This window comes from Corynebacterium ulcerans (genome assembly GCF_000767685.1).
Lineage (GTDB): Bacteria > Actinomycetota > Actinomycetes > Mycobacteriales > Mycobacteriaceae > Corynebacterium > Corynebacterium ulcerans.
This window is the reverse complement of sequence record NZ_CP009622.1, coordinates 311,373-334,748: the sequence shown is the minus strand read 5'-3', so window position 1 is coordinate 334,748 and position 23,376 is coordinate 311,373. Positions and strand designations below refer to the sequence as shown.

The window sequence follows — 23,376 nt, the reverse complement described above, 5'->3', positions numbered from 1 at the left end:
GCCGCTGTAAATCACTAAGAGGGGGCCTCGTGATTGAGCGGCGTCAAGCGTGTGGTAATACAACGACCTTTGAGGATAATTGAGCAAGACGTTTAATAAAAACCGGCGGAATATTTCCCTATAACGCCCAGCTCAGTTACCTCATAGAACAGGAGAAATTGAACGCGTCAGGAAAGCACCTCGGCAGCGCCATCCCGGATAAGTTTTGCCGCAACAGCTTCTCCGATAGCTACGGCCTCCGTCACCGCTCCGGTCATCGTGGTGCGAAGAACCTTGCGTCCGTCGAGAGACACAACCGCTCCCGTGACATGCAGCTCTTGTCCGCTGATCACAGAATGCGCAGCCACAGGTGCCGTACATCCGGCTTCCAACCGATTGAGCACCACACGCTCAGCGAGTGCACAGGTCTCATCATCCGCGTCCCGGATTGAGTTGATAGCAGCAATAGCAGCCGCGTCGTCGATGCGACATTCGATAGCCAAAGCTCCCTGTGCCGGCGCGGGAAGGAAACGATCCGGGTTGAACACCTCTGTCGCTTCATCACCACGGCCCACACGCGATAGGCCGGCATAAGCAAGAACGACTGCATCGAGCTCTCCGGAAAAGACCTTGCCCATCCGAGTGTCGATGTTGCCACGCAACGGTACGCATTCCACATCAGGGCGCAAGGCTTTGACCTGCGAGATTCTCCGAGGAGCTCCTGTTCCTATGCGCGCCCCCTGGGGAAGTTCCTCCAGCGTCAGGCCGTCGCGGGCTACAAGGCAATCGCGGGCGTCGGCACGCTCCGGCACTATTAAGTGGAAACGTGGATCGCGCTGCGTGGGCAGATCTTTGAAGGAATGCACAGCAATGTCGCAGCCACCTTCAACGAGAACTTCACGTAATGCTTGCGTAAAAATGCCCACGCCAATGCGTTCCACGGGTGCCATATTGATGTCCCCAGGCGTGGTGACGATGCTCAATTCTGCCGAGTATCCATGAGCAGCGAGGGCGTCTCGCACGTGCCCCGACTGGGTGGTAGCTAAAAGGCTACCTCGCGTACCAATAGTAAAAGTCATGGTCAGTCTTCCTTGATGGCTCGGATAATTTTGTTGGCGTCACTAACCCCTAGGGCCATAACGTCGGCATCGGGCAAGTCGCGGACGCCGCGCTTTACGCTTTGAGCTTCCACCGGCAGGCCAAAGAGATCCTGCAGAGCGGTCTCGTAGGAAACCGCTCCAGAACTTGCCGCGAGCTCTTTGACCCGAACCGTCGGCTGATGCAGGAGCTTATCCACGACCCGGCGTATCGTACGTTGCACTTCTTCAAAGTCTTCTTCATCCATGCCCGGGGTTCGGGCATGCAGTCGCTCCAGCTCGGAAGCTATCAGCCCAGAAGCGTGTCGACGCAACGCCGATACCGCAGGTGCCACATCCCGAACCCGCTGCGCAGAGGTATATGCGCTGAGTTCTTCCGCAACGATCTTGTGCGCAGCATCGTCGGCATCGTTGCTCTCAGTCTTGGCCTCATGCAGCTTCTCAATGTTGACCAGCTGTACTCCCTCGATGTCTGCAACATCATCGTTAATATCGCGAGGCATGGAAAGATCAACGAATATCAAACCTAAGTGTTTTTCCGGCACGTCTTGAGCTGAGATCGTATACGTGTGCGCGCCTGTCGCGGAGATAGCGATATGCACCCCACTCAGGGCACTCCCCCGCGATGCAAAATCGACGACCTCCGCGGGCACTCCAGCTTCACGAGAATGCTCGGCCAGCCGCTCCGCCCTGCTGCGGGTTCGATTGGAAAATACGAGTTCTTCTATGCCTAATCGTCCCAGATGGGTAGCCGCCAAAGATGCCATCGCTCCGGCGCCCAAGACGAGCGCTTTTTTACCACGCAGATCGCTCAGCCCGGCATCTGACATTGCCCGATCAAAGGCAAAGGAAACCATGGAAGCACCTGCATCGTCTATATCGGTCTCCGTGTGTACGCGCTTCCCCGTGTGCAAAGACGCTTGAACCAGACCATGCAAAGCGGGGCCCACGGTTCCTGACTCGATAGCCTGCTGATACGCGGTGCGCACCTGACCAATAATTTGTTGTTCCCCCATCACCATCGAGTCCATACCCGAGGCCACCACCATCATGTGTTCCGCAGCGGCATCCGCATAGCGCACATAGAGATACCCCCGGAGGTTGTCCATGTCCACGCCACTCATGGTGTGGAGTACTTCCACCACATCATTGACACCCGTATGAAAACTAGATGTCATCGCATAGACCTCTAAGCGATTACAGGTAGACACGATCATTGCTTCAGTCAGCGAGGGACGAGCAATGAGGTCGGTGGCTGTTTGGGAACGCACCTCGTCGTTCATACTCAGCCGTTCCAGGAGCGTCACTGGAGCCGACCGGTGAGACATCCCAACAACCAGCACACTCACGGACCAACCACCGCTTTCATACCGTCTACCTGGATCATTTGATCGATTTTTCTTAAAATCTTAGCTAAAAAGGCGACGCTATCAATCTTTAGATTGACTGTTTCTTCGCCACTCTGATGCATCAACGCTAGTCAAGCGTTAAGAAAGTCACAAGAAAGCATGGGCTAACTACCAAGTTCGGCAGCAAGCTCATCATTGTCTACTTCCCAACACGCAAACTCTTCACCGTCGATAACAACAACGGGAACCCTATCGCCATATTCGGCGGCCAACGCCCGATCCGTGTCTACGTCGATAATGCTCAGTATCGCCCCCGCTGCGGCGACCACGGGGGCGATCTGTTCAGCCACCCTTGCGCAGGAACCACACGTCCTGCGGGTCATAAGCTCCACTTCGTGCATACTTTTTACACTAGACACAAAGAGATCACCGGCCCTTTTTAACTGTTCGACACTACGATGGACTGAGACTACTCTTAAAGCTCCACCCTGTCGAAAGGCCCGATCTTCAGCCGTGAGCACCTCACAACCCGATCCCACTTGGCCCCAAACCCCACAAGAATTCTTGGCCGGTTGGTCCACCTCCCGGGGCAACCTGCGCCGTTTCTTTGAGGAACACGCGCTTCCTCCTATCGACGCTCAGGCGCAGCGTGAAGCCGGAGAAGCTGCTGCAGCACTCGCCGCCGCAGAAATTTACGGGATTGAACTCGATGAATACACCTCTGGGTTGGAGTCTGTATCAGGATCATTCGAGGCCGCCGGCGCTACGCATGTCACCAGCCCCGATCCCAGCATCCCGCAAGATCTCGGTGCCGCCGCATTCTTTGATATCGACAATACGTTGATTCAAGGCTCTTCCCTGGTTGTCTTTGCCCTGGGACTAGCCAAAAAGCGTTATTTTAAATTCAGCGAGATCCTTCCCGTGGCTTGGAAACAGATCAAATTCCGAGTCACAGGCGCAGAAAACGCAGCGGATGTGGCTGAGGGTCGCAAGCAGGCGCTCGAGTTTATTAAAGGTCGCCGCGTGGACGAACTCGTTGAGCTCTGCGAAGAAATCGTGGGAAACAATATGAGTGAAAAGCTCTGGCCGGGAACCAAGTCCCTCGCAGATCAGCATATTGCTGCTGGCCAGCAGGTCTGGCTGGTGAGCGCCACCCCTGTCCAGCTGGCGCAATCGCTGGCCAAGCGACTTGGCTTTACCGGGGCTTTGGGCACTGTCGCCGAGGTCAAAGATGGTGTCTTCACCGGAAGACTGGTCGGCGATATTTTGCATGGTCCCGGCAAGTTACACGCAGTTGCAGCGCTCGCCACTATTGAGCGACTCGACCTCAGCCGGTGCACCGCTTACTCCGACTCCATCAACGATGTTCCTATGCTCTCCATGGTGGGCACCGCGGTAGCCATTAACCCCGATCGTCCGCTAGCCAAGGTGGCTAAGCAGCACGGCTGGGAAATGCATGACTACCGCAGCCTGCGCAAAGCTATGCGAACCTACGGTTTACCCGCACTGATCACCGCAGCGTTTAGCCTCGGCGGTTGGAAAGCGTGGCGACGCTAATCCCGTTTGCCTTTCTCCGGCGTCCGGAGAATATAGATCACCAATCCGACCGCAATAATTCCTAGCGCGATCAACACGGACGTCAGATTGCTCACGTTAGCTACTGTGTCGAGCACCCATGCTTGAATCTGAGACTGTGTTTCAACGCTGAGGAGACCTGGCAGTCCAGTCGTAGCGTGCGTGAACATAAAGACTAACCCGATGATCACAAAAATCACGCCAGAGATCATCGACATGGTGTTGAGCTTTAGCGGGCCCACGTTCACGATCTTGCCACCTAGTGCACCGCGCGGAATGCGTTCCCAGAACAGCGCCAACACTATAAGAGGAACGACCATCCCCAAGGCATAGCAGCCTAAAACGAGGGCACCATACGAGCTTGAGGCACTCACGACGGCAGTTGTGAGCACTGCGCCGAGCAATGGGCCCGCGCAGAATCCCGAGAATCCATAAGCCGCGCCTAGCAAAAAGACAGAGAGCCATCCTTGTCCGCGCACCCGGCCTGCCAATCCAGACAAGCCTGGCAGGGATATGCCACCGCCGAAAAAGGTAAAAATACCCAGGACTACGATCACGATCCCGCCGCCGAGAATCAACGTTTCACGGTGCAGCGCAAGAAATCCGCCGAGGCGTCCCGCAGCAGTACCCACTGGAACCAGCACGGCTGCTAGCCCAAGGAAGAACACGCCCGTCCTCGCCATGATCTGGGAGGATCGCTGAAATGCGTAGGCAAAGAACGCCGGGAGCAGCAGCGCAGAACACGGACTCAGCAGAGCCAGAACTCCTCCCAGGAATGCTCCAAGTAATCCAATATCAGACACGTGGAACGGCAACCTCTCCGTCTGCGACCTTGGCTAGTTCCGCCTCAATAGCGCGGACAAAGACCTCAGTGGGCTGTGCACCAGAGACATACTGGGTACCCACGACAAAGCCGGGAGTTCCGTTGATCCCCAAAGAGCCAGCGTATTCGCGTGCCTTGTTCACCACGGAGTCATACGTATTATCGGTGGCCTCTCGGCTAAAGCGCGCCATGTCTTTCACGCCTGCCTGCCTAGCGAACTCCTCAAAGTTGGCCAACTTATTTTCGGGGTGCCCCTTGATGGTTTTGCTGGCCTGGAAAAGTGCGCTGCGGAATTCGTTGAATTTACCTTGCGCCGCAGCAGCTCGTCCGGCTTTAGCTGCTGAGACCGCATCAGGACCGTTAACGGGTAAGTCATTCCATTCGATACGAACGAGACCCTTTTCAACGTAGTCCTTGATGATCGTCGGCTCGGTCTCGTTAGACCACTTTGCGCAGAAAGGGCACTCAAAATCAGAGTATTCCGAAATCACGACGGGTGCGTCGAGCGCGCCAATCGCAAAAGGATCCTTTGCGTTTCGACGATGCACATTAAGGATATCTTCCGCTGATTTCAGTTCTTTTCCGGGACCGTAAATCATGGCGTCATAAGAACCATTTGCCAGTGCGACGGGGCCATCAGTCTTTGTGCCCGGCGTTACCCGGGAGGAACCGGTCTTGCCCGTAAAGCCTGGAGGCAAGGAAGGCCCTGCAGATTCTTGTGACGTTCCTGCTTTGTTAGCAGAGGTGCCCTCGTTTTTCGTGGCAGAGCCACGGCCCAAGGTATAAGCGCCAATGCCAACGATGAGAAGAATAACGATAAGCAGCGCCACAACCGCTGGACGCTTTGCTGAAAACATAAAGTTAGGGCTCCTTTTGTTGTGAAAAACCTTTTTACACCATAACAAAACCGCCCAGGGTAATCCCTGGGCGGTGAATGCTTTATTTACCGAGCTTTCTACGCTGAACGCGAGTACGGCGCAGCAACTTGCGGTGCTTTTTCTTGGACATGCGCTTGCGGCGCTTCTTGATGACAGAACCCATAACGGTTTCCCTCGCTTTATTGATCGGTGTACGTACTTCCCTGTCAGAAGCCCCACGGTCTCTTTTGCAATGCATACGCGGCCGAAGTGCACATCCGCCCGCGCAGGGTTACTGCCTATCTTGGGAGGGCGGTAACCCTCACTAGACATGCGGCAACCGCCGGTTGGGGCTGTTGTCTGACACGAATGGTCACAATAATACCGACGCTCACACCAGAGACCAAAAACGCCCCCAAGAGTCACACAAATAACGAGGGGCAGTCACCCCAGAAATACTGGCGGAAACTGCCCCTCGGCAAAGCTCTCAAGATGTTTATCCCACGTCGTAGTAGGAGGCATCCAGGTACTCGTTAACAGCCTTTTCGTGCACGCGGAAGCTGCGTCCCACGCGAACTGCCGGAAGTTCACCAGAGTGAACCAACCGATAAACGGTCATTTTAGATACGCGCATAATCTCCGCGACCTCGGCGACTGTCAAAAAAGTGCCATTATCTTCTCTAGCCATAATTTATCTAACCCTTCAGCAAGTCACGCGCTGCAGGCTTCCCCTCCCGCAGAACGAACACGCACGTGCTTAACAAAGCTTAGCGTGAAACGTGTGACACTTGCGACCCACCTGTTATTTTATTTCCTCAAGCGCAACATAAGTCACGCAAATACCCTCCACTTCCCAGTAGAAACAACTGGTCACAGGCGAAACATCAAAACCCCAACCCTCAAGTACAGGTTCAGTAAAAAGGGGAAAGCTCAAGGGGTAGAAGACCTGCATCCATCCCTTGAGCTTTTGACGAAATTAACCCAGCTCGTTATTTCTCTTCGCAGCAGCTTCAGCCGCACGATATACCATTCCCCGCAAGCCGCTTTCCTCCAGCTCACGGATAGCTGCAATAGTGGTGCCTGCCGGAGAACAAACGTTAGAGCGTAATTGCGCAGGTTCCTCCCCAGTCTCCTTAAGCATTGCAGCCGCCCCATAAAATGCGTTAACTGCCAGTTCCTTGGCTTGATCGCGATTCAGACCCAGATGCACGCCAGCGTCGATAAGCGCCTCAGCAAAGAGAAAAACATATGCCGGCGAAGAACCCGATAAAGCGACAACAGCATCTAAATCAGATTCTTCTATCAACGTGACGTTACCGACTGTTTCCAGCAGCTTACACACCTGCTCCACCGCGGATTGATCCGCGAAACGGCCAGGTGCGACTGCTGAATTCCCTTTGCCCACCAGCATCGGAGTATTAGGCATAACGCGGATCACAGGCGAGCCCGCCGCCAAAATCTCTTCGATAGCCGCAGTACTCACGCCTGCCGCCATAGAAACCACGATGGTGTTGGAGTTGTTATCGACCGCGTCTGCGATCTCCTCAACCACATTAATAATCTGTTTTGGTTTGACGCATAAAAATACAACGTCAACCTCGTCAACGGCAGGAATATTCTCCGTAAAAGATACGATGCCGTACTTTTCTTTAAGAGCCTGACCGTGCTCCACGTTCCTGTTGGTGACGTTGATATTTTTAGGGCTCATGCCCGCAGCAATGAGTCCCGAGATAAGGGCTTCACCGATCTTGCCGCCACCAATCACTGCAATTGAAGTCATGGCGACCACTCTGCCACGCTCGACACACCAACAGCAAAAGAGAAGGGCCGACGGAAGATCACTCTCCATCAGCCCTTAATACCCTTCACGCAGGGATTAAGCCACAAGCAAAGGACCAAATGTCATAACCAAGCCGGCAACGCCTGCAAGGATCATAGATTCACGGTCACGTTCAGTACGCAAAGCATGAACAACGCCAACAATAGCTCCAGTTACAGCCACAGCCAACGCCGCCACAATCGCTTTACCCAAGGCACCCCACAACTGTTGGAAGCCTAAGAAAATCACAACGCCGAGGGCGATTCCTGCCAAAGCCATAAAGATGACTCCCATGGCAGAGACTTGTTCCTCTTCCTCATCTTCGTAGTATTCATCGTATTCGTCATACTCATCAGCAAACTCGTCTGCGTCTTCGTAGGCCTCGTAGTCATCTTCTACGTCATAAAACGCCTCAGCCTCGTCTTCTACAACCGCAAATGTGCTGGTCTCTTCAGCGGCATTGAAGGTCTCCACAGGAGGAATATCTGCGGCCTCGGCAGGATCTACGGCCGGCACACCAAGAGAATCAGCCGAAACCTGCACCTCATCATTGTGCGAATTTTTCGACACCGCCGGGAAGGAGTCAGTAGTCAGACGAACCGGATCTTTCTCGTCCACAACGCTAAGAACAATGGTTTGTTCCTTGCTGGGGATCTCGGCTACAGAAGTTTCCGGGGCGACAGGTGTCTCTGTCTTATCAGCTGCGAGAAGCTCCTCAGCTTGGTTTGCAGCTTGGCGCTCCTGAGTCTTCTCCGACTGTTCCTTGACCGCGTTAAACGCAGCATCGCGTTTTATGGCTTGAGGTTTTATGGCTTGAGTCCGAGAAGTCGTGGGGAATGCGTCCGCGAACGGGGCAGGGGCATGAGATGCAGGGTCCGCAAAAGCCGCAGGTTGCGTACGGGGGTCTTGCGCAACGCTCTCCGGTTCTCCCACGCTAGACGACGCGGCAGAGGAAGCAGGGACGTCGATAGGCTGGCTGGAGTGCTTCGACTCGGCGGGTTTAGCGGCCACCTTGGGAATGCTGCCAGTCAACTCCGCAACGGAAATGCCACCGTCTTCCAGGTTGCGGCGTCGACGTCGCGGAGTTTCGGAGCTACCGCCGTTTTTGCCGGAACGCGCCAATAGTTCCGCAACGGTGAGTTGTTTCTCGCTCATCTCTCCCACTTCTCTACTAAAAGGGTTTCCTTTGGCACAATACCCTGTTCTATACGCCGAAGTATGACGCCCTCACGGAGTGCCCATGGGCAAATTTCTAAATGTTCAATTCCGAGCGCTCTCATAGCGGCTTCTGCAACAAGCGCCCCCGCTACAATCTGCTGCGATCTATTAGCGCTCACGCCCTCCAGCTCTGCCCGATCTGCGGCCGTCATCCTGGAAATAAAAGCAATCAATTGCCGCAGACCAGGGGCACTAAGCTCGCGTTTGACAAAGGGCCCGGCAGAAGACGGGGCTGCACCAGTGAGACGACCCAAGGTGCGGAAAGTTTTTGAGGTTCCCACAGCCAGGCGCGCCTCGCCATAGGCCTTCAGTGTTTTTGCACTCTCAACCAATTCAGCATCGATAAAGTCACGCAGAAGGTTGATCTTTTTACGTTCAGGAGGATCCGTATCAAACCAATTGTGTGTAAGACGAGCAGCACCAAGATCCAAAGAGAAAGCCGCATCCGGGTTTTCGTTCTCCCCCGTCGACATTTCTAGCGATCCCCCGCCAATATCTAGGTTAATAATCCGCCCAGCTGACCAACCATACCAACGCCGTACGGCAAGAAAAGTCAATCTGGCTTCGTCCCTGCCAGAGAGCACTTCAAGGTTAACCCCCGTATGTTTGGAGACCTCCGCAAGCACCTCTTCAGAGTTAGTTGCTGAACGCACCGCAGAAGTAGCAAAAGGCATGAGCTCTTCACATCCAAGTTGCTGAGCTAAAGCAGCGGCTTCCGCAACCGAAGCCACGAGTTTATCCACTCCGGCAGCGGTGATAGCCCCCTTCTTATCCAGATAGCCCACCAGCTTTAAGGTGGTTTTCCAGTCACTCATTGGAGTCGGGCGACCACCCTGTTGGGCGTCCACCGCCACCAAGTGAACCGTGTTACTTCCCACGTCCAATACACCTAATCGCACCACTCCAGGGTAGACCGTATAGCCTGTCCAGTGTGAATGACCCCAAAACCACTCCCGAATCTGCTCCAGTGCATCTTGGCTTTCCCGAGTTTTCGCCGGCTGCAGACTCGATCCGACGCGGCGACGAATTACCGCCAGATTTTCCGCGACAATGGTTTGAGTTCACCAATCCGGAAGACCCGATGCATCAATTCAGCATCGACCTCACCTGGATCGAATCCACATATTCCTGTGCCTTTGGCACTGAATCATGCAGAGGTATCGACGCGTCTCTTCCTTCCGTAGGATGTTGCGGCCACGGGGCTTATCTCTCCGATGACGAGGACCGCGAGCAGCTGTTACAGGCTGTCACAAAGATGCCCGCGCGGTATTGGCAGCTGCGCCCAGAAGGAACTGACGCATTCCTTTCCACCTACGACCCCACAGAAACAGAGCCCTGGCTAGTGTGGGATGAGCTAGACGACGATAACGGCGAACCAGAACCAGCATTGAAAACCACAGTGGTCGACGGCGCATGTATCTTTGCCAACCGCGAGGGCTGGCCCACCGGCACCGGCTGTGCGATTCATCAATGGGCGCTCGACACAGGCCACGATCTCACGGTGGTCAAACCAGAAGTATGCTGGCAGCTTCCGTTACGCAGACTCGAAGCATACGAAGAGCGTGCCGACGGCGTGGAGATCCTGCGCACAACCATCACAGAATATGAACGGCGCGGTTGGGGCAACGGCGGCGAGGACTTTGATTGGTACTGCACCACCGCGCCTGCGTGCCACAGTAACTCCGATCCGTTATGGGTGACTCATGAGGCAGAGCTTAGGGCACTCATGGGAGATCCTTCATACGAATTTCTAGCGCGTGTGTGCCGCACGCGGGATGACGCCCGGCGTAGGGGCGTTCCCGCAGGTATTTTTAGTCCGCATCCGGCTAGCGTAGCTGCGGGCACTCACGCCCTCGACGGATCCTAATCTTCAAACTTGTAGCCCAATCCCCGCACTGTAACCAGGTGTTTAGGAGAAGAAGGTTCTTCTTCAATCTTGGAGCGCAGGCGCTTAACGTGGACGTCCAGTGTCTTGGTATCTCCCACGTAATCTGCACCCCAGATGCGGTCGATAAGCTGCCCCCTCGTGAGGACTCGCCCGGAGTTACGCATGAGATATTCCAACAGGTCGAATTCTTTCAGTGGCATAGAAATGCTTTCTCCTGCCACGGTAACCGTGTGGCGTTCCACGTCCATGCGTACGCGGTCACCACCGAGGATGTCGTCGCCGTCTTCCTCGTAATCTGCTACTTGTTGCTCGCCACCGCGTCGCAACACTGCGCGAATTCGTGCAATAAGCTCTCTCGCCGAATAAGGCTTAGTCACATAATCGTCTGCGCCAAGTTCCAGGCCCACGACCTTGTCTATCTCAGAGTCGCGAGCGGTCACCATAATCACTGGGACACTCGACACCTTGCGCAACCGCTTGCACACGTCGGTTCCAGACATGCCAGGCAACATGAGGTCGAGCAGCACGATGTCGATGTCGTTCTTTTCAAATTCCACTAGCGCTGTAGGACCGTCGCCAGCGACGACCACCTCAAACCCCTCCTTGCGTAATAAAAACGCCAGCGGATCAGCAAGGGACTCTTCATCTTCAACCAGAAGAATAGTAATCATTTAGGCCTTGTCCTTTCGGCGAGAGTCCCCACGAGGCACGCTGGGGTGGAGCAATAATTCTGAATCCGATTCGGTATCAACGGAATCTGCAGACGCAGGTTCCTCGGGGTGATAGATCGGTAAGTCAATGGTAAACGTCGAGCCGGTTCCGGGACGTGACCACAGTTTTACATCCCCCCCATGATTAGCAGCAACGTGCTTCACAATAGCCAGACCCAAACCGGTTCCTCCGGTAGAGCGCGACCGTGCTTTGTCCACTCGGAAGAATCGCTCAAAAACTCGACTTTGGTTTTCTGGGGAGATACCAATGCCGCTGTCGATAACGCGGATGAGCACGAGCTCGTCGAAAAGCACTTTGGTGGTCACTGATACCGGCATCGCATTCGGAGAATAATTAATAGCGTTGCTGATGAGGTTGGATACTGCCGTAACCAAAAGGCTTCTATCCCCCATCACTTCAACGCCGCACTTCTTCCCCCGCGTCAGCTCAATGCCCGCGTTCTCGGCGGCGAGGTGATTCCGACTCAGGGCTTCATCGATGATCTCATCCACCGCAACTGGCTGTAGATCAGGCAGGGCCTCCGCCCCCTGCAGCTTAGACAAGGAGATCAGCTCATTAATCATGTCCGCAAGCCGATGCGCCTCTTTTTGTAGGCGTTTACCAAAGTATTCAACCTGCTCTTGATCATCTGAGCCTTGCGTTATTGCCTCTGCTAGCAAAGCCATGCCCCCCACCGGGGTTTTCAGCTCATGAGACACATTGGCCACAAAGTCCCGCCGTGCAGCCTCCATACGCTGATTCTCTGATTCATCGGTACTAAAGACGATCACGTAGCGGTCATCCACCAAGGTGAGGGGTTTCACCATCGCCCGTACCGACGTAATGCGCGTACGCCTATCCGCAATAGCCAACTCCAGGGAGTGGGTATCCCGATCCTCAAAAACCTCTTGAGAAAGCGCCCAAATATCAGGATTCAGGGTTCTTTCATGCACAATGCCCATGTCATGAGCCCGCGCATTGGACAAGAGAACACTGCCCGTGCGATCCACCACAGTGACTCCCGTGGGCGATCCCTGCACAGCCAAGTGCAGCATTTGCCCCACCGTGGTCACCTGGTTGGCATGGGCGCCGGCGAGCGTTCGATGGTATCGCCCAGGCCGTCCTTGCACCCATTTAAACGCGGGTAGGGCGAGGCCCATAAGAGCCGCGCCCAATACGAAAGCTAGTAAAACGTTCACTAGCTCACCATCGTAACCTGTTATTTGCCGCCTTGTGCAGCAACTGCCGCAGCACCTGCTGCCGCTGCCTCTGGATCAAGGTAGGTGCCACCCGGGTTAAGAACCTTTCCGTCCTGGTCAAGCTCGTATACCAGCGGAATTCCGGTAGGAATATTGAGCTCGGCAATATCTGCATCCGAGATATTGTCAAGATGCTTGACTAATGCACGCAAAGAATTGCCATGCGCTGCAATAAGAACAGTCTCGCCCTTCTGCGCCCGCGGCAGGATTTCCTCTTCAAAATAAGGAACAAAACGATCCACGACGTCTTTCAGGCATTCTGTGCGTGGCACCTGAGGAAGATCGGCATAGCGAGGATCGTTGGCCTGGGAGAACTCGCTGGAATCTTCCAGCTCTGGAGGAGGAGTTCCGTAGGAACGACGCCATTCCATGAACTGATCTGCGCCGTACTTATCCTTGGTCTCAGCCTTGTTCAGGCCCTGCAGCGCACCATAGTGACGCTCGTTGAGACGCCAGTCGCGCACGACAGGGATCCAATGGCGATCTGCTGCGTTAAGCGCGATGTTGGCGGTGCGGATTGCTCGACGAAGAAGTGATGTGTACACAACAGTTGGCAGGACATCCTGTTGCTTCAGCATCTCGCCGCCACGCTTGGCCTCGGCCTCGCCTTGCTCGGTGAGGTTAACGTCCACCCAACCAGTGAATTGGTTGGAGGCGTTCCACTCGCTTTGTCCGTGACGGAGAAGAATCAGTTTTCCGATAGTCATAGGCTCAGTTTGCCACGAAAATTTTCGCCTGGCAGCGATCACACTAAAATGTGGGATTATTTACACTTATGTCCGAGCGGACTTTAGTGTGGCGGCAGCGTCTACCCAAAGAATCCTGACCCATTACCCCTCAGCATGACGCTCTTTACATTCGTCAACATCAATATTGAGCGCAGTCTCATAGACTTCCTCTAGCTTCTCTGCAGAGGCAGCCCACGTAAAGTTTGCGGCATGGCGAACCGCATCCTCTCCCATCTGGATCCGCAGCGCATCGTCGTCAAGCAGCTGCGCCAGTGCGTCAGCCCAGATTTCCGGCGCGTGGCCGTCGACAAGCAATCCAGTCTCCCCATCGGACACTGCAATGGGCAAGCCACCTACCCGAGCCGCAACCACTGGCGTTCCGCTCGCCTGAGCCTCCATAGCAACAAGACCAAACGACTCGTTATACGAGGGCACCGCAACAATATCCGCTGCTTGATAGATAGAAACCAACTCTTCCGGCGGACGCGGGTCAAGGAACCGCACTCGCTTCCCCAGCCCCAAACGCCGGCTTAATTCGATGTAATGCTCGACGGTCGCAGCAGCACCAGATGGACCACCGCAAAAAATAACCCGAAGTTCACGGTCAGGATCACGGCGTATCAGCTCAGCCACAGCAGCAAGCAACACTTGTGGGCCTTTAAACTCCTGTAGCCTTCCCACAAAAGCAATGACCTTGATATGCAAAGGAATTCCCAGACACCGTCGAGACACCTCCGTATTACGCTGCGTACCCGGCGTGAAAAGGGAAATATCCGTGCCCGGCGCGATCACCGCCACCTTATCCGGCAGTGCATCGTAATGACGCACAAGGTCACTAGTTTCTTCCGGAGTGTTCACCACTAAAATATCCGCATTATCCACCAGTTGCTGTTCACAAATCCGGCGGGCTTCCGACTCACGCATATCAGAAGTCGAGCTATGGAAATTTTTCACCGCCGCCAGCGTATGCGCAGTATGAACCAGCGGAATCTCCCAGAGGTCGCGCAGCAGCCACCCCACCTGGCCGGATAGCCAATAATGACTATGCACTACGTCATAAGTCAGCGCATTGCACTTTACAAACTGCACTATTCCGCCTGCGAATGCTGCCAGCTGAGTAGGCAGCTCCTCTTTAGACAACCCTTCATAAGGTCCCGCCACGATGTTAATAACCCGAAGGCCTGGCTCTACGTCGACGACCTCTCCGTGTCCGAGGCGTGTCGCCCGTGTAAAAACATCCACGTCCAGCCCACGACGCGCCAGCTCCCGCGCTATCGACAAAACATAAACGTTCATTCCACCGGCATCGCCGCTACCCGGCTGCTGCAGCGGTGATGTATGCATCGAAATCATGGCTATGCGCATAAAGATCATTCTAAAAGGAGAATGGTCTCAGCGCTTTGATTCCCTCGTCAGGCGTCGGTGAACTCATGACAGCTGCGGTAGTTATCCCCGCCGTATCCCCATCAGTTGAGCCCCTTAGCTGATGGCTTAGCCCTTAGGCCTCATCCCTTTTCGGTTTCCACGCTATCTCGCACTGCCGCGTCCCCTCACAAATCCATAACGTTCCAAAACCACCAGCGTATAGATTCCCCCGGCGCTCAAACATGAGGGTATGCTCGTATTAAAACTTACCGGTGCGTAAAGTTCATCCAACTTTGAAGGGACATCATGTCAGCATTTGAGACCAAAGCGTGGTTACAGTACTACCCGAGCTGGACACCCCACAGTCTTGATTACGGAGACACCACCCTCCTTGATATTTATGACAACAACCTAGCCATCAATGCCGACAAACCTGCCACTTACTTCTTTGGTAAGCGCCAGAGCTACGCGGAGTTGGATAAGCAAGTACGCAGTGCCGCCGCTGGACTCCGCGCACTCGGCGTCCGTGCAGGCGACCGAGTAGCCATCTGCCTTCCCAACTGTCCCCAGCATGTCGCCGCCTACTATGCAGTGCTCAAGCTTGGGGCGATCGTTGTCGAGCACAACCCTCTTTACACAGCACATGAGCTGGAAGCACCGTTCACCGACCATGGCGCCCGCGTAGCTATTGTGTGGGATAAAGCTGCATCTACCCTGGAAAAACTACGACGCACCACCCCGCTGGAAACCATCGTGTCAGTCAATATGATCGACGCGATGCCGCCACTGCAAAAATATGCGCTCAAGCTCCCTATCCCTGCTCTGATGAAAAAGCGCGATGCCCTCACCGCGCCAGCACCGAACACGATCCCCTGGCAGATCCTCACCGGTAATGCACTCGGCGGCCAGGGCGAAGACATCGTCTCTTGCCCCGAAGTCACCAAAGATTCCGTAGCGCTCATCCTGTACACCTCGGGTACTACAGGAGCGCCCAAGGGCGCCCAACTTACCCACGGCGGACTCTTTGCTAATCTCCTGCAAGGAAAAGCCTGGATCCAAGGGCTTGGCGACCAAGATGAGCGACTCCTCGGAGCCATCCCCATGTTCCATGCATACGGCGTCACCATCGTTCTCAACCTAGCGATCTACATTGGCGGAGAGATGGTCTTGCTACCAGCTCCTCAAATCCCATTGATCATGCAGATCATGAAGAAAGAGACCCCCACCTGGGTCCCTGGCGTCCCCACTCTGTATCAAAAGATCGTCGAAGCCGCAGAGAAAGACGGAATCTCTATTTCCGGAATCCGTAATTCTTTCTCAGGCGCTTCCACGCTGCCAGTAGACACAGTTACACACTGGGAAGCTCTCACAGGAGGACTCCTCGTCGAAGGCTATGGGCTTACGGAAACCTCTCCCATCATCGTGGGTAACCCGATGACTACCGATCGACGCCCTGGTTATGTAGGCATTCCTTTCCCTGACACTGAGGTCCGCATCGCTAATCCTGAGAATCTCGACGAGACGATGCCAGACGGACAAGAAGGCGAAGTCCTCGTTCGAGGCCCTCAAGTATTTGCCGGCTACCTCAATCAGCCTGAAGCCACCGCACGTAGCTTCCATAATGATTGGTACCGCACAGGCGACGTTGGAATCATGGAAGAAGACGGTTTTATCAAACTCGTTGCCCGGATTAAGGAAGTAATCATCACCGGAGGCTTCAATGTTTATCCGGTAGAGGTAGAAGATGTTCTTCGCCAACACCCAGACGTCTTAGAAGCTGCCGTCGTCGGCCTCCCTCGCGGTGATGGATCTGAGTCAGTTGTCGCCGCGATCACTCTCAATGAAGGCGCCGCACTTGATCCCGAGGGGCTCAAAGATTACTGCCGAGAGAATCTCACTCGCTACAAAGTCCCGCGCACCTTCTATCACTTTGAGGAGCTTGCCAAAGATCAGCTTGGAAAGATCCGTCGCCGTGAGGTTCAAACAGAACTGATCCAGAAGCTCAAGAAGTAACGCGGCAACTCTTCTGAACCAGCCCTGCATTTCCATAGACAAAGCGCGCTCTAACGCCCGCTAGAACCCCTAACGTCTATGGAAATACAGGGTTTTGCTTAATGTCTCATACACATTCGGACTAAAATTCGACACCGACCCACACCGGCTCGGGCTCCAGAGCTACTCCAAAAGTTTCGTGGACTCCATCACGAATATCATGTGCCAACGCCACCAGATCTGTTGTGGTCGCGTTACCCCTGTTAGTCAGAGCCAAGGTGTGTTTAGTGGAAAGGCGAGCCGGCGCACCTTCGGGGTAGCCCTTCTTATATCCAGCCCTATCTATAAGCCAGGCTGCAGAAAGCTTCCATGCACCGGGCCCCATCGCATAGCACGGCATGGCGGCAGCTTCCTCTGGTTCACAGACTTCCGCCACTCGGACTCGCACTGTTTCCAAGAGAGCATCGCTAATAATCGGATTGGTAAAAAATGATCCGGCAGACCACGTGTCATGGTCAGCTGGGTCATAGACCATTCCCTTACTCCGGCGCAGCTGCAGAACAGCTTCTCTCACTTCCCGGATATTCCAGCGGGTTTCTTCCGCACCAGGGGCCTCTACACCTAACAGGCGTGCTAATTCCCCAAATCGCAGTGGTGCAGAAAGCCCGTCTAGGGAGAGCTGCAGCGTAATGCCTAGCACTACGGCCCTACCAGTGAACTTCAAGTTGGAATATCTATATGCCAGCTCCAAGTCCGCAGCCGGGACTTCAGAAATCTCACCAGTAGTACGATCCAAAAGCTCGACGCTCACCAAGACATCCGCTATCTCCGCACCATACGCTCCAACGTTTTGTACAGGGGTCGCCCCCGCAGAGCCGGGTATTCCGGAAAGACACTCGATGCCCCCGAGTCCTGCGTCGACGGCAAACGCGACGACGTCGTCCCACACTGCACCGGCGTCTGCCACAAGACGTCCAGTATGCATGTCTGCTGAAATTTCTTCGCATTCTACGATCACAGCAACGACTGGAATATCGCCGTCAGCGATCACAAGATTGGATCCCCCACCCACAACAAGCAGTGGGATGCGGTGGGCGTCGAGAAGCTTCACCACGTGCGCCACAGACTCACGCGAGCCGCAGCGAACAGCGGCGATAGGTGTGCCACCGAGATGGAGAGTAGTCAGTTCGGAGAAGGAAAGAGACTCGACACGAGTATCGGCATGACGCTCGATCTCGGGGCGAATTTCGGCGAATGTTTGGGTCAGCGATGTATCCGTCACCCCTTTAAGGGTAGTCTGTACGCATGACAACGCGTAGCGAGAACACTGTCACCATCAATCAGCCAGCTGAAAAGGTGCATGCAGCCCTGACCAACCCCGATTATTGGGCGTTCGTCGTGGAAAACCTGAGCCCCGAGCCGGGCCAGGTTCACGAGTTCGCAGACGCCAATGGCGGCGCTGTAGTAACGCTTTTTGAGGTCCTCCCCCTTGAGGTCCTCCCCGAAGCTGTTCGTGCAATGATCAGCCAAGCATTGAAGGTTAAGCGTGTAGTAACTGTCGGCGGCCTCAACGGCGATACCGCCCCCATCAGCTACACCGCTGACGTAAAAGGCACCCCCGTAGATTTCAAAGGCGAGATTGCACTGACAGGCGCTGGACAATCCACCACCCTGTCCTATGCAAACGAGGTCACCGTGAACATCCCGTTCATGGGCGCAGCCATCGAGCCCAAGGTTGGCGAGGCTCTCGGCGAGCTCTTCCAGAATGAAGGCAACCTCACCGCACAGTGGATCTCCGAGAACCTCTAACTCGATTTTTTAACATTTGACCAATGGCCGACCATGCCCACAATCTCCGAACGTCGTTTGGGCACGGTCGGCCTTTGTCGCGTCCTGTCGGCGTGATCACTCGTGGGACGACGGGTTTTAACCGTCTCCGCAGATGCGATAGGTGGATGACTCACCATCCAGATATCAGCGCAGCACTGCGTAGATCCCAAACACCATTGGCCTTGGACGTGGGCTATGGAGCTAGTTTTACCACCACCGTAGAGTGGGCCCGTTGGTTGCGCACAATACGACCCAATATCCAGGTCACAGGGCTAGAAATCGATCCGGAACGGGTTTTACCACCACGTGATGGAGTCACCTTTGAGCTGGGCGGTTTTGAACTAGCGGGTTACCAGCCCACGATCGTGCGAGCTTTCAATGTTTTACGCCAATATGACGTAGACCAAGTGCACGATGCGTGGAATATGGTGACCTCACGCCTCCAACCTGGAGGGTTCTTCATCGAGGGTACATGCGACGAACTCGGACGACGCTCAACGTGGGTATTACTCAACAGCTCAGGACCACTGTCACTCACCCTTGCATGGGACCCCTTCGATGTAGAGCGCCCCTCTGACATCGCTGAGCGGCTCCCTAAAGCACTTATCCATAGGAATGTTCCCGGCGAGAAGATTCACCGGCTACTTTCGCTTGCCGACGCCGCCTGGAACCACAATGCCCCCTGGGCAGCCTATGGACCCCGCGTACGTTGGAGAGCTGCCCGCGCTTCCCTCATAGAACAGGGTATCCCGATGATGCCCATTCGGCGTCCAGTACGCGACAACCTCATAACCGTCCCGTGGTCTCTTGTAGATCCCGGGCAGCGCTGACTCTTATCCCCCGTCAAGAAAGTCGCGCATACATGAGCACCCCGTAATTGTCACGGCTTTTTCCCTGTGATTCCAGCCAAAACGGTTTTTCACCTATTTTCATTGTACTTTTCAATTGAATAAATAGACTCAACCAAAATCTAACCAAACGTATATAAACACCGACTGCCACTGCCCGCCTCCACCCCTACCGAGCACAATCCAAGCAGCTAGTGGCACATTATTTCCGGTAGGTGTACAGGTTTTCACCTTTTCCCACACGGGCAAGGTCAGACGCAATCACACAATCCCACACCCCCACTTACGCCGTTGTGAGCTACAAGTAAAAACGAATCAGAGTGAGATAACTCACCCGCTTCTATTTATGCAGAGCCGGGTCACTATTACTACACTCGAATTTGTTCATGGCAAAAGCCGTCAAAAATAGCTCAGCCCCGACGTACGCACCCAGGACCGAGTAAAAACTAGCGGCTATGCCATCTAGGAATCTCTGTATCCCCGAACCCGCAGGGATCACAGCAACTCGATTTTAGAGAGGGCACTTTCTCGATGACCACCGCCCAACAAGAAACGAACGTATCTGCTTGGGAAGGCTTTGCAGCCGGCCCATGGCAGGAAGATATCGATGTTCGCGACTTCATTCAGCGCAACTACACCCCCTACGATGACGACGCCAGCTTCTTGGCCGGCCCTACGGAGAAGACCCTCCGCGTATGGGACACATTGGAAAAGAACTACCTTTCCGTAGAGCGTAAAAAGCGCGTTTTCGATGTAGACACCGATACCCCTGCAGACATCGATGCGTTCCCTGCCGGCTACATCTCCGAAGATGATGACGTTATCGTCGGCCTGCAGACAGACGTTCCGCTAAAGCGCGCGATGATGCCTTTCGGTGGTTGGCGCATGGTTGAGACCGCTATTAAAGAAGCGGGCAAGGAAGCAAACGAAGATATTAAGAGCATCTTCACCAAGTACCGCAAGACCCATAACGAGGCAGTCTTTGACATCTACACCCCTCGTATCCGCGCAGCACGTTCCGCTCACATCATCACCGGCTTGCCCGACGCATACGGTCGCGGCCGTATCATCGGCGACTATCGTCGTGTAGCTCTGTACGGTGTTGATTTCCTCATCGAGGAAAAGAACCGTGCCAAGGACTCGGTAGCAACTGAAAACTTCTCCGAGCACTGGGCACGCTTCCGCGAGGAGCACTCCGAACAGATCAAGGCTCTGAAGAAGCTGAAGATCATGGCCGCTGCATATGGCTTTGATATCTCTCGCCCAGCTAAGACAGCCCAAGAGGCTGTTCAGTGGACATACTTTGCTTACTTGGCATCCGTTAAGTCCCAAGACGGTGCCGCCATGTCCATCGGCCGCCTCTCTGCATTCCTGGACATCTACTTTGAGCGCGATCTTGCCGCCGGCCTCATCACCGAGGAAGACGCTCAGGAAATGATCGATGCCCTTGTGATCAAGCTGCGCATCGTCCGATTCTTGCGCACCATCGATTACGATCAGATCTTCTCCGGCGACCCTTATTGGGCAACCTGGTCCGACGCTGGCTTCGCAGAAGACGGTCGTTCGATGGTGACCAAGACCTCCTTCCGCCTACTGCAGACCCTTCGCAACCTGGGCCCCGCACCAGAGCCAAACATCACCATTTTCTGGGATCCCGAGCTGCCCGAGGGCTACAAGGACTTCTGCGCCGCAATTTCCATTGAGACCTCGTCCATTCAGTACGAGTCTGACAAGCAGATTCGCGATCAGTGGGGCGACGACGCCGCTATCGCCTGCTGTGTGTCCCCCATGGCTATTGGCAAGCAGATGCAGTTCTTCGGCGCCCGCGTGAACAGCGCAAAGTCGCTGCTCTACGCTATGAACGGCGGTCGCGACGAGGTCTCCGGCAAGCAGATCACCGAGCCCGGATTGTTCGCACCTATCGAGGGCGATGGCCCCTTGGACTTCGATGAGGTCTGGGAAAAGTACGAGAACATGCTTGACTGGGTCGTCGGCACCTACGTCGAAGCACTCAATATCATCCACTTCTGCCACGACCGCTACGCCTACGAGTCCATCGAGATGGCGCTGCACGACTCCAACATCATCCGCACCATGGGCTGTGGCATCGCAGGTCTGGCTATTGTCGCCGATTCTCTCTCTGCCATCAAGCACGCAAAAGTCACGCCAGTGCGCGATGAAACCGGTTTGATCGTTGATTACATCACGGAAGGCGACTTCCCGCGCTACGGCAACGACGATGACCGCGTCGACGACATCGCCGCCACCATCGTGCACACGGTGATGTCCAAGATCAAGGAGATCCCACTCTACCGCGATGCTATCCCGACCCAGTCGGTGCTCACGATCACCTCAAACGTGGTCTACGGCAAAGCAACCGGCGCCTTCCCATCCGGCCACAAAGCTGGTACCCCGTTCAGCCCAGGCGCAAACCCAGAGAACGGTGCAGACACCCACGGTATGGTTGCTTCCATGCTCTCTGTGGGCAAGCTGGACTACCAGGATGCCCTCGACGGCATCTCCTTGACCAACACCATCACGCCTTCCGGCCTTGGCCGCACAGCTGATGAGCAGGTCAAGAACCTGGTCGGCATCCTCGATGCCGGATTCATCATGGACGAAGAATAAGCCTTCGCACCATCCCTAACCATTCATTCCCACAAGAAATCGGAGAAACTTATGTCTTCCAAGACTTTTGAAGAGCGTCTCAACGACATGAAGACCCAGCGCAATGCAAACAATGCAAATGCAGGTCTGTACCATGCAAACATCAACGTCCTCGATCAGAAGACTCTTGAGGATGCTATGGAGAACCCTGACAAGTACCCGAACCTCACCGTTCGTGTCTCCGGCTACGCCGTGAACTTTGTCAAGCTCACCCGTGAGCAGCAGCTCGACGTTCTCTCGCGCACCTTCCACCACTCCGCATAAGGAGTAGCGCGCTCAGCGTGCATCTTTAGCTGCCACCGCCTCGAGTTCGCTTGAGACGGTGGCATATTTTTGCCCAGACTTTTGTTGTATTTCAGTAACAGATACTGAGTTACCAACCGCCCCTAGTTTTACCCCTCGCAGATCTACCGCCCGCGTACGTCGCGATCGAAAGGAATCCTCATGGCCGATGGAATCAACTCCACCGTTACGGTCGAACGCTCAGATGGCCCACGTCTTCGCGGCACAGCCGCAGGCATCGGAACAGATCTTGAGCTAGAGGATGTTTCTCATAAGGAGCTGATCGAAGCACGCCGAACTGGCGACATCGCTCTGGTGCACTCCTGGGAGCTGGTCACCGCCGTCGATGGCCCCGGCACTCGTATGACGATGTTTATGGCGGGCTGTCCCCTGCGCTGCTTGTACTGCCATAACCCAGACACTATGCAGATGAAGGAGGGAACGCTTGAACGGGTGGAAGATATCGTTAAAAAGATCAAACGTTATCGCAGAGTCTTCAAAGCCTCCGGCGGTGGACTTACTATCTCCGGCGGCGAGCCACTCTTCCAGATAGCCTTCACCCGCCGAGTACTCAAAGAGACACACGACGCAGGAATTCATACAACTATAGACACCTCAGGTTATCTGGGCGCTCGCCTTAGCGACGAGGACTTAGCAAACATCGATCTTGTGCTTCTCGACGTCAAAGCAGGAGACGAGGAGACCTACCACCGCGTCACTGGCCGCGAGTTGCAACCGACTATTGATTTTGGCAACCGCCTTCATGCAGCGGGCAAGCCCGTGTGGATCCGGTTTGTGCTTGTCCCGGGTCTTACCGACTCTCAGGAAAACATCAATAACGTGGCGGACATCGTTGAGCAGTGGAAAGATAACGTCGAGCGCGTTGAGGTACTTCCTTTCCACAATATGGGTGCAGATAAGTGGCGTGAGCTTAATCTCCACTATGAGCTTGAGGGCGTCAAACCACCGACAGAAGAATCAGTTGCTTTTACCAAGAACGTCTTCCGTTCTCGTGGTCTGCTAGTCCCTTAGCCATCCTATGGCCCGACTCCTCGTAGAGGAGTCGGGCCATAGCTTTTCCGCTAGTGG

General features: G+C 54.8%; 21 protein-coding genes and 1 pseudogene. 7 read left to right on the top strand and 15 right to left on the bottom strand.

Annotation, left to right across the window (positions count from 1 at the left end; all coding sequences use genetic code 11):
* Positions 1-167 precede the first annotated feature (167 nt).
* The 3 genes from hemC to CULFRC11_RS01525 form a co-directional block, all read right to left on the bottom strand.
* A complete protein-coding gene (gene hemC, locus CULFRC11_RS01535; RefSeq protein WP_023635051.1) occupies positions 168-1,058 on the bottom strand; it encodes a hydroxymethylbilane synthase in 891 nt (296 codons plus the stop codon).
* A gap of 2 nt (positions 1,059-1,060) precedes the next feature.
* Positions 1,061-2,425 carry a glutamyl-tRNA reductase gene (locus CULFRC11_RS01530; RefSeq protein WP_038620323.1) on the bottom strand — a complete coding sequence of 455 codons (1,365 nt, stop codon included), beginning with the start codon at positions 2,423-2,425 and terminating at the stop codon, positions 1,061-1,063.
* 164 nt (positions 2,426-2,589) lie between these two features.
* Entirely contained in the window at positions 2,590-2,826 is a 237-nt protein-coding gene (locus tag CULFRC11_RS01525; protein WP_013910718.1) for a glutaredoxin family protein, read from the bottom strand.
* A 112-nt stretch (positions 2,827-2,938) separates the two neighbouring features.
* On the opposite strand from CULFRC11_RS01525, the gene CULFRC11_RS01520 reads away from it, so the two are divergent.
* On the top strand, positions 2,939-3,982 hold the full coding sequence (locus CULFRC11_RS01520) for an HAD-IB family hydrolase (RefSeq protein WP_023635049.1): 1,044 nt from the start codon (positions 2,939-2,941) through the stop codon (positions 3,980-3,982).
* Here CULFRC11_RS01520 and CULFRC11_RS01515 read toward each other — a convergent pair.
* The 7 genes from CULFRC11_RS01515 to CULFRC11_RS01490 form a co-directional block, all read right to left on the bottom strand.
* Positions 3,979-4,803 carry a cytochrome c biogenesis CcdA family protein gene (locus CULFRC11_RS01515; protein ID WP_023635048.1) on the bottom strand — a complete coding sequence of 275 codons (825 nt, stop codon included), beginning with the start codon at positions 4,801-4,803 and terminating at the stop codon, positions 3,979-3,981. The genes CULFRC11_RS01520 and CULFRC11_RS01515 overlap by 4 nt on opposite strands.
* Entirely contained in the window at positions 4,796-5,680 is an 885-nt protein-coding gene (locus CULFRC11_RS01510; RefSeq protein ID WP_023635047.1) for a DsbA family protein, read from the bottom strand. Before CULFRC11_RS01510 ends, CULFRC11_RS01515 begins: the two co-directional genes overlap by 8 nt.
* Before the next feature lie 82 nt (positions 5,681-5,762).
* Positions 5,763-5,864 carry a 30S ribosomal protein bS22 gene (locus CULFRC11_RS10975; RefSeq protein ID WP_003402602.1) on the bottom strand — a complete coding sequence of 34 codons (102 nt, stop codon included), beginning with the start codon at positions 5,862-5,864 and terminating at the stop codon, positions 5,763-5,765.
* Positions 5,865-6,176: 312 nt separating this feature from the next.
* Positions 6,177-6,368: a helix-turn-helix domain-containing protein gene (locus tag CULFRC11_RS01505; protein WP_013241124.1), complete on the bottom strand. Its 192-nt coding sequence runs from the start codon at positions 6,366-6,368 to the stop codon at positions 6,177-6,179.
* A 288-nt stretch (positions 6,369-6,656) separates the two neighbouring features.
* The gene (gene proC, locus CULFRC11_RS01500) at positions 6,657-7,460 is read right to left on the bottom strand and encodes a pyrroline-5-carboxylate reductase (RefSeq protein ID WP_014835876.1); all 804 of its coding nucleotides are present in this window, start codon (positions 7,458-7,460) and stop codon (positions 6,657-6,659) included.
* Positions 7,461-7,556: 96 nt separating this feature from the next.
* Entirely contained in the window at positions 7,557-8,654 is a 1,098-nt protein-coding gene (locus tag CULFRC11_RS01495) for an Rv0497 family membrane protein (RefSeq protein WP_023635044.1), read from the bottom strand.
* Entirely contained in the window at positions 8,651-9,616 is a 966-nt protein-coding gene (locus CULFRC11_RS01490) for a Ppx/GppA family phosphatase (protein WP_013910712.1), read from the bottom strand. The genes CULFRC11_RS01495 and CULFRC11_RS01490 overlap by 4 nt, the downstream gene beginning before the upstream one ends.
* A 32-nt stretch (positions 9,617-9,648) precedes the next feature.
* Here CULFRC11_RS01490 and CULFRC11_RS01485 point away from each other — a divergent pair, with 32 nt between their 5' ends.
* The gene (locus CULFRC11_RS01485; RefSeq protein WP_023635043.1) at positions 9,649-10,584 is read left to right on the top strand and encodes a DUF3109 family protein; all 936 of its coding nucleotides are present in this window, start codon (positions 9,649-9,651) and stop codon (positions 10,582-10,584) included.
* Here the strand turns inward: CULFRC11_RS01485 and CULFRC11_RS01480 are convergent.
* The 4 genes from CULFRC11_RS01480 to mshA all read right to left on the bottom strand — a co-directional run bounded on the left by CULFRC11_RS01480 (position 10,581) and on the right by mshA (position 14,668).
* Entirely contained in the window at positions 10,581-11,276 is a 696-nt protein-coding gene (locus CULFRC11_RS01480) for a response regulator transcription factor (RefSeq protein ID WP_013910710.1), read from the bottom strand. The two genes, CULFRC11_RS01485 and CULFRC11_RS01480, sit on opposite strands and share 4 nt — an antisense overlap.
* Complete coding sequence (locus CULFRC11_RS01475) at positions 11,277-12,515, bottom strand: sensor histidine kinase (RefSeq protein ID WP_013910709.1); 1,239 nt, start codon at positions 12,513-12,515, stop codon at positions 11,277-11,279.
* A gap of 20 nt (positions 12,516-12,535) precedes the next feature.
* Positions 12,536-13,282, bottom strand: coding sequence for a phosphoglyceromutase (locus tag CULFRC11_RS01470; protein WP_013910708.1), 747 nt, complete (start codon positions 13,280-13,282; stop codon positions 12,536-12,538).
* Positions 13,283-13,405: 123 nt separating this feature from the next.
* Entirely contained in the window at positions 13,406-14,668 is a 1,263-nt protein-coding gene (gene mshA / locus CULFRC11_RS01465; protein WP_413462708.1) for a D-inositol-3-phosphate glycosyltransferase, read from the bottom strand.
* Positions 14,669-14,974: 306 nt separating this feature from the next.
* On the opposite strand from mshA, the gene CULFRC11_RS01460 reads away from it, so the two are divergent.
* The gene (locus CULFRC11_RS01460) at positions 14,975-16,681 is read left to right on the top strand and encodes a long-chain-fatty-acid--CoA ligase (protein ID WP_023635041.1); all 1,707 of its coding nucleotides are present in this window, start codon (positions 14,975-14,977) and stop codon (positions 16,679-16,681) included.
* A 121-nt stretch (positions 16,682-16,802) separates the two neighbouring features.
* Here CULFRC11_RS01460 and CULFRC11_RS01455 read toward each other — a convergent pair whose 3' ends face one another.
* Positions 16,803-17,942, bottom strand: coding sequence for a UDP-N-acetylmuramate dehydrogenase (locus CULFRC11_RS01455; protein WP_023635040.1), 1,140 nt, complete (start codon positions 17,940-17,942; stop codon positions 16,803-16,805).
* 23 nt (positions 17,943-17,965) lie between these two features.
* Between CULFRC11_RS01455 and CULFRC11_RS01450 the strand changes: the two genes are divergently transcribed.
* The 4 genes and pseudogenes from CULFRC11_RS01450 (at position 17,966) to pflA (ending at position 23,319) form a co-directional block, all read left to right on the top strand.
* Complete coding sequence (locus CULFRC11_RS01450; protein ID WP_013910704.1) at positions 17,966-18,469, top strand: DUF2505 domain-containing protein; 504 nt, start codon at positions 17,966-17,968, stop codon at positions 18,467-18,469.
* A gap of 23 nt (positions 18,470-18,492) precedes the next feature.
* Positions 18,493-19,320 carry a methylase gene (locus tag CULFRC11_RS01445; RefSeq protein WP_031269961.1) on the top strand — a complete coding sequence of 276 codons (828 nt, stop codon included), beginning with the start codon at positions 18,493-18,495 and terminating at the stop codon, positions 19,318-19,320.
* Between the two features lie 549 nt (positions 19,321-19,869).
* Positions 19,870-22,269: pseudogene (gene pflB, locus CULFRC11_RS01440) on the top strand (formate C-acetyltransferase).
* Positions 22,270-22,449: 180 nt separating this feature from the next.
* A complete protein-coding gene (gene pflA / locus CULFRC11_RS01430) occupies positions 22,450-23,319 on the top strand; it encodes a pyruvate formate-lyase-activating protein (RefSeq protein ID WP_023635037.1) in 870 nt (289 codons plus the stop codon).
* The last annotated feature ends 57 nt before the right edge of the window (positions 23,320-23,376 follow it).